Annotated in this window: 10 protein-coding genes and 1 tRNA gene; 7 read left to right on the top strand and 4 right to left on the bottom strand. The window is 66.7% G+C overall.

The features are described from left to right. Positions 1–241 precede the first annotated feature (241 nt). From ACTJKF_RS26540 to ACTJKF_RS26525, 4 genes are all read right to left on the bottom strand, one after another. Entirely contained in the window at positions 242–2,608 is a 2,367-nt protein-coding gene (locus ACTJKF_RS26540; RefSeq protein WP_440627513.1) for a RelA/SpoT family protein, read from the bottom strand. 62 nt (positions 2,609–2,670) lie between these two features. Continuing rightward, positions 2,671–2,874: a DNA-directed RNA polymerase subunit omega gene (gene rpoZ, locus ACTJKF_RS26535; RefSeq protein WP_044848533.1), complete on the bottom strand. Its 204-nt coding sequence runs from the start codon at positions 2,872–2,874 to the stop codon at positions 2,671–2,673. Positions 2,875–2,932: 58 nt separating this feature from the next. Further along, positions 2,933–3,616 carry a guanylate kinase gene (gene gmk / locus ACTJKF_RS26530; protein WP_440627512.1) on the bottom strand — a complete coding sequence of 228 codons (684 nt, stop codon included), beginning with the start codon at positions 3,614–3,616 and terminating at the stop codon, positions 2,933–2,935. Between the two features lie 46 nt (positions 3,617–3,662). Beyond that, positions 3,663–4,586: a YicC/YloC family endoribonuclease gene (locus tag ACTJKF_RS26525; protein ID WP_440627511.1), complete on the bottom strand. Its 924-nt coding sequence runs from the start codon at positions 4,584–4,586 to the stop codon at positions 3,663–3,665. A gap of 172 nt (positions 4,587–4,758) precedes the next feature. On the opposite strand from ACTJKF_RS26525, the gene rph reads away from it, so the two are divergent. From rph to ACTJKF_RS26490, 7 genes are all read left to right on the top strand, one after another. Beyond that, positions 4,759–5,499, top strand: coding sequence for a ribonuclease PH (rph, locus tag ACTJKF_RS26520; RefSeq protein WP_440627509.1), 741 nt, complete (start codon positions 4,759–4,761; stop codon positions 5,497–5,499). Then, positions 5,492–6,121, top strand: a complete 630-nt coding sequence (rdgB, locus tag ACTJKF_RS26515; RefSeq protein WP_440627507.1) for an RdgB/HAM1 family non-canonical purine NTP pyrophosphatase — start codon at positions 5,492–5,494, stop codon at positions 6,119–6,121. Before rph ends, rdgB begins: the two co-directional genes overlap by 8 nt. 34 nt (positions 6,122–6,155) lie before the next feature. Then, entirely contained in the window at positions 6,156–7,370 is a 1,215-nt protein-coding gene (gene hemW / locus ACTJKF_RS26510; protein WP_440627506.1) for a radical SAM family heme chaperone HemW, read from the top strand. Positions 7,371–7,412: 42 nt separating this feature from the next. Then, positions 7,413–7,500: transfer RNA gene (locus ACTJKF_RS26505), tRNA-Ser, on the top strand. Positions 7,501–7,655: 155 nt separating this feature from the next. Further along, positions 7,656–8,057 (top strand): hypothetical protein, encoded by a 402-nt coding sequence (locus tag ACTJKF_RS26500; RefSeq protein WP_440627504.1) that lies wholly within the window; start codon positions 7,656–7,658, stop codon positions 8,055–8,057. A gap of 168 nt (positions 8,058–8,225) precedes the next feature. After that, positions 8,226–8,519, top strand: a complete 294-nt coding sequence (locus tag ACTJKF_RS26495; RefSeq protein ID WP_440627502.1) for a hypothetical protein — start codon at positions 8,226–8,228, stop codon at positions 8,517–8,519. Between the two features lie 255 nt (positions 8,520–8,774). After that, positions 8,775–9,266 (top strand): energy transducer TonB family protein, encoded by a 492-nt coding sequence (locus ACTJKF_RS26490; RefSeq protein WP_440627501.1) that lies wholly within the window; start codon positions 8,775–8,777, stop codon positions 9,264–9,266. Positions 9,267–9,488: the final 222 nt, after the last annotated feature.

Genomic DNA, 9,488 nt, shown 5'->3' with positions numbered 1-9,488 from the left:
GATAGAGTACTTGGCTACGAACCAAGGGGTCGTGGGTTCGAATCCTGCCAGCCGCGCCACCTCAGAAGGGCCTTCCTCCGGGAAGGCCCTTTTTCTTTTTCCGCTCCCCCTTCCCCTCTTCCCCTCTTCCCGGCAACACCGGTCGCGCCCAGGCTACCGCCGCACAACGACCGGCCACATCACAAACGAAAACGGTGGCCCGTGGCCACCGTCGTATTCCGCTGCAACGCCACGCGCAGCGTCAGTAATCCTGCCGCTCGCGCTCGATGCGCATGCCGCCGTCGTGACGCGCATGCACGCTATCGTCGGTCGAGCGTTCGCGCATGATTCGCATCACGTCCGGATTGGTCCGCACGCGCCGCATCACGTTCGCGAGATGCACGCGATCGCTCACCTGGATCACGAAGCGCAACACCGTCGATTCGTGCGTCAGATCCTCGTCCATCGCGATGTGAACGATGTTCGCGTCGGCCGACGTGATGTCCGCCGCGACGCGCGCGAAGATGCCCTTCGCGTTCTTCACGAGGGCCTTCACCGTCACGTCGAACAGGCGGCCCGGCTGCGGCGCCCACTCGACGTCGATCCAGCGGCCCGGATCGCGGCGATGGATGCGCTGCGCGACACGGCAATCGGTCGTATGAATCGCCATCCCGAGGCCAATGCCGATATAGCCCATGATCGCATCGCCCGGAATCGGCCGGCAGCATGCCGACAGCTGCACGGACATCCCTTCGGTGCCGGTAATCACGACCGGCGGCGCATTGTGCGCGGGATGCCGCTCGGACTTCGGCAGATCGTCGTCCGCGTCGCGGCCGCTCATCAGCACCTCGATGCGCTTGGCCATCACCGCGGCGACGCGGCGGCCGAGGCCGATGTCCGCGAAGATTTCCTGGCGGCTCTTGTTGCCCGTCCACTGCACGAGCTTCTCCCACACTTCCGGCGCAACGTCGGCCAGCGCGAGCCCGTAACCCTTCAGGCTCTGGTCGACGAGCCGCTCGCCGAGCTGCACCGACTCGTTCAGGCGCATCGTCTTCAGGTAGTGACGAATCGCCGAGCGCGCCTTGCCCGTGCGCACGAAACCGAGCCACGCAGGGTTCGGCTTCGAATACGGCGCGGTGATCACCTCGACGATATCGCCGCTCTTCAGCTCGGTACGCAGCGGCAGCAGCTCGTTGTTGATCTTCACGGCCACGCACTGGTTGCCGAGATCGCTATGGATCGAATACGCGAAATCGAGCGCCGTCGCGCCGCGCGGCAGCGCCATGATCTTCGACTTCGGCGTGAACACGTAGACCGCGTCCGGGAACAGGTCGATCTTCACGTGCTCGAGGAATTCGCTGGAATCGCCGGCTTCGCTCTGGATGTCGAGCAGCGACTTCAGCCACTGGTGCGCGCGCTTCTGCACGTCGTTCAGATCGGCGCCGCCGTTCTTGTACAGCCAGTGCGCGGCCACGCCGGCCTCGGCGATCTCGTGCATCTTGCGCGTACGCACCTGAAACTCGATCGGCGCGCCGAACGGGCCGACGAGCGTGGTATGCAGCGATTGATAGCCGTTGATCTTCGGGATCGCGATGTAGTCCTTGAACTTGCCGGGCACGGGCTTGTACAGCGCATGCAGCGCGCCGATGCACGTGTAGCAGTCGAGCGGGCTCTCAACGACGACGCGAAAGCCGTACACGTCGAGCACCTGCGAGAACGACAGCTGCTTGTCGCGCATCTTGCGGTAGATGCTGTAGATCGTCTTTTCGCGGCCGGTGATCTCGGCGTCGATCTTCGCGTCGGTCATCGCGCGCTGCGCGGCCTCGAGGATCTTGCTGATCACTTCGCGGCGGTTGCCGCGCGCGGCCTTCACGGCCTTCTCGAGCGTCGCGTAGCGATGCGGGTTGAAATTCGCGAAGCTCATGTCCTGCAGCTCGCGATACGTGTTGTTCAACCCGAGGCGGTGCGCGATCGGCGCATAGATGTCGAGCGTCTCGCGGGCAACGCGGCGGCGCTTTTCCATCGGCACCGCGCCGAGCGTGCGCATGTTGTGCAGGCGATCGGCGAGCTTGACGAGAATCACGCGTACGTCGCGCGCCATCGCGAGCAGCATCTTGCGGAAGTTTTCCGCCTGAGCTTCCTCGCGGCTGCGGAACTCCATCTTGTCAAGCTTCGACAGGCCGTCGACCAGTTCGGCGACCTTCGGGCCGAACCGTTCGGCCAGCTCGCTCTTGGTCACGCCCTGGTCTTCCATCACGTCGTGCAGCAACGCGGCCATCACGGCTTGCGCGTCGAGCTTCCAGCCGGCGCAGATTTCCGCGACGGCGACAGGATGGGTGATGTAGGGTTCGCCGCTCTGGCGATATTGACCGAGGTGGGCTTCGTCACTGAAGTGGAACGCCGCCTTGACCTCTTTGATTTCATCCGGAGGGAGATACTCGGCAAGCGCGGCCGTCAGTTTCGCGATCGAAACGACGCCGTGCTTGCGCGGCTGCTCCGGCGTGGCGGTCGGCCCGAACAGATGCCTGAAGGACTGTTCGAGGACCGCGTCGATGTACTGGCGCGCAGGCGACTGGGCCGTGGCTTCGGTGGTCGAATCCGCGGAGGCGGACGATGGGGTGGTGCTCATATTCGCCTCCAGGTCGAGTCGTTGCGCGCGTGGACTACATGGCTGGAACGGGCCGGAGCGCGTTAAACCGGCACCTTCTTCAGCATCTCGACGCCGACCTGGCCGGAGGCGATCTCGCGCAGCGCGACGACGGTCGGCTTGTCGCGGCTTTCGATCTTCGGCGTATGGCCTTGCGCGAGCTGCCGCGCGCGGTAGGTGGCGGCAAGCGCCAGTTCGAAGCGGTTGGGGATTTGCTTCAGGCAGTCTTCGACGGTAATGCGAGCCATGTTGGTAATTCCTTCTGAATATAGTGCTTATTCTACCTTATGTCCCTCTACCCCCGCGTCATTCCGCGTGGGGCAGATGGATGCCGAGCTCGATGAACAGCTCCGTGTGTCGCGCGTACTGCGAAGCAAAGCGCAGGCGCGTCGCCGCGACGATGCACTCGAGTTCCGCCAGCGCACGATCGAAATTCTCGTTGATCACGACGTATTCCGCTTCGGACGCATGCGCCATCTCGCTGCCCGCCGCGAGCAGGCGCCGCGTGATCACGTTCGGCTCGTCCTGGCCGCGCTTCTTCAGACGTTCCTCGAGCGCATCGAGCGACGGCGGCAGGATGAAGATGCCGACCGCGTTGCGGAACTGCTTCTTCACCTGCTGCGCGCCCTGCCAGTCGATCTCGAGCAGCACGTCGTGGCCGATCATCATCTGCTCTTCGATCCAGACGCGCGACGTGCCGTAGTAGTTGCCGTGCACTTCCGCGCTCTCGAGGAATTCGTGCGCGGCGTGGCGCGCGCGGAAATCCTCGACGGTCGTGAAGTGGTAGTGCCTGCCATCCTGCTCGCCCGGGCGCGGCTTGCGCGTCGTGTACGAAATCGACAGGCAGATGTCGGTGTCCTTCGACAGCAGCGCATTCACGAGCGTCGACTTGCCGGCGCCCGACGGTGCGATGACCATGAACAGGTTGCCGGGATAGACGCCGCCGTGCAGCGAATGCGACGCGTGGCCGTCGCGGTTGGGGTCGGTCACGTTGGCCTCCGCGAACGCAGTGAGCGTGGGGGTTGTTTCATCTCTTTTACTCCAGGTTTTGCACTTGCTCGCGCATCTGCTCGATCAACAGCTTGAGCGCCATCGACGAGTCGGCGAGTTCCTTCGCCGCCGCCTTCGAGCCGAGCGTGTTCGCTTCGCGATTCAGTTCCTGCATCATGAAGTCGAGACGCTTGCCGACGCGGCCGCCCTTCTCGATCACGTGACGCGTTTCGTTCAGGTGCGCGGTGAGTCGCGACAGCTCTTCCGCGATGTCGATCCGGATGCCGTACATCGTCACTTCCTGACGAATGCGTTCCGCGGCTTCCTCGCGCGTGACGATCGCCGCGCTGCCTTCGGGCGCCGCGATGCCGAGCGCTTCCTGCAGCCGCTCGACAATCTTCTGCTGATGCTTCGCGATCAGCTCCGGCACGAGCGGCGTGATGCGCGCAACGATCGCTTCCATTTCGGTGACGTTCGACAGCAGCATCGTCGCGAGCTGCGCGCCTTCGCGCGAACGCACGACGACGAGCTCGCCGATCGCTTCCTTGCCGCACGCGAGCACCGCATCGCGGATCGCTTCCGCCGACACGCCGCTCTCGGCAAGCACGCCAGGCCAGCGCAGGATCTCGCCCGCGCGCAGGCGGCCGACGCCCGGGAACGCATCGAGCACCGAGCGCTCGAGTTCGGCAAGCTGGCCGAGCGCCGACTGGTTCAGCGCGCCTGCGCCGATGCTCTGCTCGCCGCGCTGCAGGTTGATGCGCACGTCGACCTTGCCGCGCGACAGCTTGTTCATCAGCATTTCGCGCAGCGCGGGTTCGCACGCGCGCACGTCGTCCGGCATGCGGAAATTCAGGTCGAGAAAGCGCGAATTCACGGTGCGCAGTTCGACCGACACGCTGGTGCCGCCGTTGCCGGTGGCCGTCACGAGTTCGCGTGTCGCGCTCGCGTAGCCCGTCATGCTGTAGATCATGGTTCGTCTCGCCGTCTGGGTGCCCTTCTCGGGCGGGAATGTCGAGGCGCCCGGCGCATTGCAGGGCGCGGGGCGGGAAGCGCGCATTATCCCATTTTTGCGCCCCACCCCGCCGGGCAGGACTGCCGATCGGCGCTAAAATCGGGGTTTCCTCTTCCGTCCACGATTCCCCATGACGTCATCCCTGTCCCGCCCGAGCGGCCGCCGCGCCGACGCCCTGCGCAAGGTCGCCCTCACGCGCCACTACACGAAACACGCCGAAGGCTCGGTGCTGGTCGAATTCGGCGACACCAAGGTGATCTGCACCGCGAGCGTCGCCGAGCGCGTGCCCGAATTCCTGCGCGATCGCGGCCAGGGCTGGCTGACGGCCGAATACGGGATGCTGCCGCGCGCGACGCACACGCGCAGCGACCGCGAGGCCGCCCGCGGCAAGCAGACGGGCCGTACGCAGGAAATTCAGCGCCTGATCGGCCGCGCGCTGCGCGCGGTGTTCGATCTCGAGGCGCTCGGCCCGCGCACCATCCACATCGACTGCGACGTGATCCAGGCCGACGGCGGCACGCGCACGGCCAGCATCACCGGCGCGTTCGTCGCCGCACACGACGCCGTGTCGAAGCTGATCGCGGCCGGCAAGCTCGCGCGTTCGCCGATCACCGACCACGTCGCGGCGATCTCGGTCGGCGTGTACGAAGGCGCGCCCGTGCTCGACCTCGATTACGCGGAAGATTCGCGCTGCGACACCGACATGAACGTCGTGATGACGGGCGCCGGCGGCTTCGTCGAAGTCCAGGGCACCGCCGAAGGCGTGCCGTTCTCGCGCGCCGAGATGGATGCGCTGCTCGACCTTGCGCAAAGCGGCATCGGCCAGCTCGTGCAACTGCAGAAGGACGTGCTGGGCGCCGGCCATGCCTGACGATCGCACCCTCGCGCCGCTGTCGCGCATCGTGCTCGCGTCGAACAACGCCGGCAAGCTGCGCGAATTCACCGCGCTGTTCTCGACGGTCGGCATCGAGATCGTGCCGCAGGGCGATCTGGCCGTGCCCGAGGCGGAAGAACCGTTCGGCACGTTCATCGAGAATGCGCTGACGAAGGCGCGGCACGCGTCGCGCCTCACCGGCCTGCCGGCGATCGCCGACGATTCGGGCCTGTGCGTGCGCGCGTTGCGCGGTGCGCCGGGCGTCTATTCGGCGCGCTACGCGCAGCGCGCGGGCCGTGCTCAGGGCGACGCGGCGAACAATGCGTATCTCGTCGAGCAGTTGCGCGGCGTCGACGACCGGCGCGCATACTATTGCTGCGTACTCGCGCTGGTGCGCCACGCGGACGATCCGGAGCCGCTGTTCGCCGAAGGTCGCTGGGCCGGCGAGATCGTCGATACGCCGCGCGGCGAGCACGGATTCGGCTACGACCCGTATTTCCACCTGCCGTCGCTTGGCGCGACGGCGGCCGAACTCGAGCCGGCCGTGAAGAACACGCACAGCCATCGCGCGCTCGCACTGAAGGCGCTGCTCGCGCGGCTCGCAGAGGAACCCGCATGACCGTCTTCATCACGCATTCGCAGCCGGAGGCCGCATGAGCCAGGCAGCGGAAACCGGCGCGCGCGTCGTCGCGACGTTCACGTCGCCCGGGCAGGTGCGGCTCACGTCGCTGCCGCCGCTCGCCCTCTACGTGCATTTTCCGTGGTGCGTGCGCAAGTGCCCGTACTGCGATTTCAACTCGCACGAGTGGAAGGGCGAGCGGTTTCCGGAAACCGAGTACCTCGATGCGGTGCGCGCCGATCTCGAGCAGGCGCTGCCGCTCGTCTGGGGCCGGCAGGTGCATACGGTGTTCATCGGCGGCGGCACGCCGAGCCTGCTGTCCGCAGCCGGCCTCGACCGGCTGCTGTCCGACGTGCGCGCGCTGCTGCCGCTCGATGCCGACGCCGAGATCACGCTCGAGGCGAACCCGGGCACGTTCGAGGCCGCGAAGTTCGCGCAGTTCCGCGCGAGCGGCGTGAACCGCCTGTCGGTCGGCATCCAGAGCTTCAACGAAGGCCATCTGAAAGCGCTCGGCCGCATTCACGACACCGCGCAGGCGCGCGCGGCCGTCGAGATCGCCGCGAAGACGTTCGACAACTTCAACCTCGACCTGATGTTCGCGCTGCCGAACCAGACGCTCGACGAATGCCGGACCGACATCGAGACCGCACTGTCGTACGCGCCGCCGCATCTGTCGCTGTATCACCTGACGCTCGAGCCGAACACGCTGTTCGCGAAGTTTCCGCCCGCCGTGCCCGACGACGACGCGTCGGCCGACATGCAGGAATGGATCCACGCGCGCACGGCCGAGGCCGGTTACGACCGCTACGAAGTGTCCGCGTACGCGAAGCCGAATCATCATTGCAAGCACAACCTGAACTACTGGCGCTTCGGCGACTATCTCGGGATCGGCGCGGGCGCGCACACGAAACTGTCGTTCCCGAACCGGATCCTGCGACAGGCACGCTACAAGCATCCGGCGACCTTCATCGAGCAGGCGATGGCCGGCACGCCGGTGCAGGAGGAGCGTGAAGTCGGCGCGCGCGACCTGCCGTTCGAGTTCATGCTGAACACGCTGCGGCTCGTCGAGGGCTTCCCCGTGCACAGTTTCGTCGAACGCACCGGCCTGCCGATCAGCACGATCGAGCCGGCGCTGCGGGAAGCGGAGCGACGCGGGCTGATCACGCGCGACTTTGCGCAGATCGCGCCGACGCCGCTCGGCCAGCGTTTCCTCAACGACCTGCAGGAATTGTTCCTGCGCGACGATTGAGGCGGAACGAGGCGGCATTTCGGTTACAATGCCGCCTCGTGTGGAAGCGTGGCCGAGCGGTTTAAGGCACCGGTCTTGAAAACCGGCGACGGGAAACTGTCCGTGAGTTCGAATCTCACCGCTTCCGCCAGGAAGTTCGCCAAACCCCGTCCATTCATCGAATGACGGGGTTTTTGTTTGTGCGCGGCGGTTCCGCGCGCGGCGCGCGCCCCCCGCAGGCCGACGCGTCCCGGCGGATGCCGTTACAATCCCGCGCTCCGATTCGCGAAACGGGAAACCCACGTCATGAAGCCCTTCATCGCCTCGTCGCTCGTCGCCCTGCTGGCCGTCGTCAGCACGCACGCAGCGGCCGCCGATTCCGCCTCCGGCGCCGACGCGCAAACGCCGTCGTGCGCGATCGCGTACGTGAAGGGCGTCGGCGGCTCGCCCCGCAGCCTGAGCGAATACCTCGCGAGCCCGACGCCGTACAACTACCTGAAGGACAACGAGCTCCAGTGCAAGGTGTCGGACGACGGACGCGCGTCGAACTGCACCGGGGTCACCTATATCCGCAACGAGCAGGTCAGCGTGTACGACGATTCCGACCCGGCGACGCTGACGGTCGTCGCGCCGGTGGAGCTCGATCATGGCCAGAAGTATCCCGTGATTCTCGTCGTGCAGCGCAAGGACGCGCGCTGCGCGCGATAACGTGACGATGACGCGCGACCCGTCGCGCTCGTCGTTGCCGCGGGCACGGCGCGCCCGCCTCACGGGCCGGGCCGCCATCGCCTAGAATTCGATCAGCACGGCGACACGACCGCCGCCGCGATTCGATGCCGCCCGCGCCATCCATGCGTGCGGTACACGGAGACCGCCATGACCGAACTGTCGACAGCGACGGATCACGTCGAATACGAAGGCTTCGAGATCCACGTGGTGCCGGGCCTCGTGCCCGGCAGCGATGCGCGCTACACCTATACCGGCTATGTCTGCCATCCGGGCGCGAATCCCGCGCTACCCGGTCATGCGGTGCCCTTCCACGCGGACGGCGAGGAAAGCTTCGCGAGCGTCGACGAAGCGACGCATGAAGCCGTGCACGTCGGCAAGAGCATCATCGACGGCACGCATCCGGACCTGTCCGTCCTGTCGCTCGTGACGCACGGCTACTGACCGCGGCCGGCCGCGCGCCGGCTGCCGTTCCTGGTGTCGTTGCTGCTGCCGGCGCCGCGCGAATCGCGTGCGCATACGTCGTGCCCGCACCGTCCGTCCCATGTCGCGTCACATCGCGACGCCGCCGCGCCGGGCCGCCGGTCGCCATCATCCGCGAATCGCAACGTCGCGGGTCGCGCGTTATGCGTTTCCCCCGATAACACGTCGCGCCCGGACGCCTATCATTTTTTTATCGTCACCCTCCGGCACTCCCCCATGCCCTCTCTTCCCCGCCCGGGCGTCGACCGGCTGCGCGTTGCCGCGCTGGTCGCCGCCACCATGCTTGCCGCCTGCACGATCACCCCGCCCCCGTCGCTGCACTCGGTGCTGACGATTCCGTCGATCACGCGCGGTGGGAATCTCGACCAGTACCGCGTGGAGGTCGCACGATGCGTCGCGGAGCACAATCCGTCCGGCGTGTCGCGCGGGACCCCGCAGGCGATGCTGCGTTCGCTCGTCGTCGTCGCGTTCACCGTCGATCGCGGCGGCCGGCTCGTCAACGCATCCGTCTATCGCAGCAATGGCGACAGCGAAGCGGAAACGCTCGCGCTCGCGTCGTTGCGCCGCTCGGCGCCCCTGCCGCCGCCACCGTCGAAACTGCTGGACGGCAACGGCCGGGTCGAGATGATGGAAGGCTGGCTGTTCAACGACGACGGCCGCTTCCAGCTGCAAAGCACCGCATCGGCGCAGGCGCAATCGATCGATTGACCGCACGCCGCACGCGATTGCCGGTGTGCGGCGGCGCTGGCTATAATTTTCCGCAATCGCGCGGCCATCCTCCCGCGCGCGCGTTCGCGCGCCACACCCGGCATGCGAGCCGACCACGCCGGCACCGGGCGGCGGCGACCTATCCGTCTCCATCGTCGACCGGCGGGTGACGTCCGCGCCACCCCCGCATCATCCGCTCGGCTGCGCCCGGCAGGCGTCCCG

It is taken from the genome of Burkholderia sp. 22313 (genome assembly GCF_052045245.1).
Taxonomy (GTDB): domain Bacteria; phylum Pseudomonadota; class Gammaproteobacteria; order Burkholderiales; family Burkholderiaceae; genus Burkholderia.
This window is presented reverse-complemented; position numbering and strand designations above follow the sequence as displayed.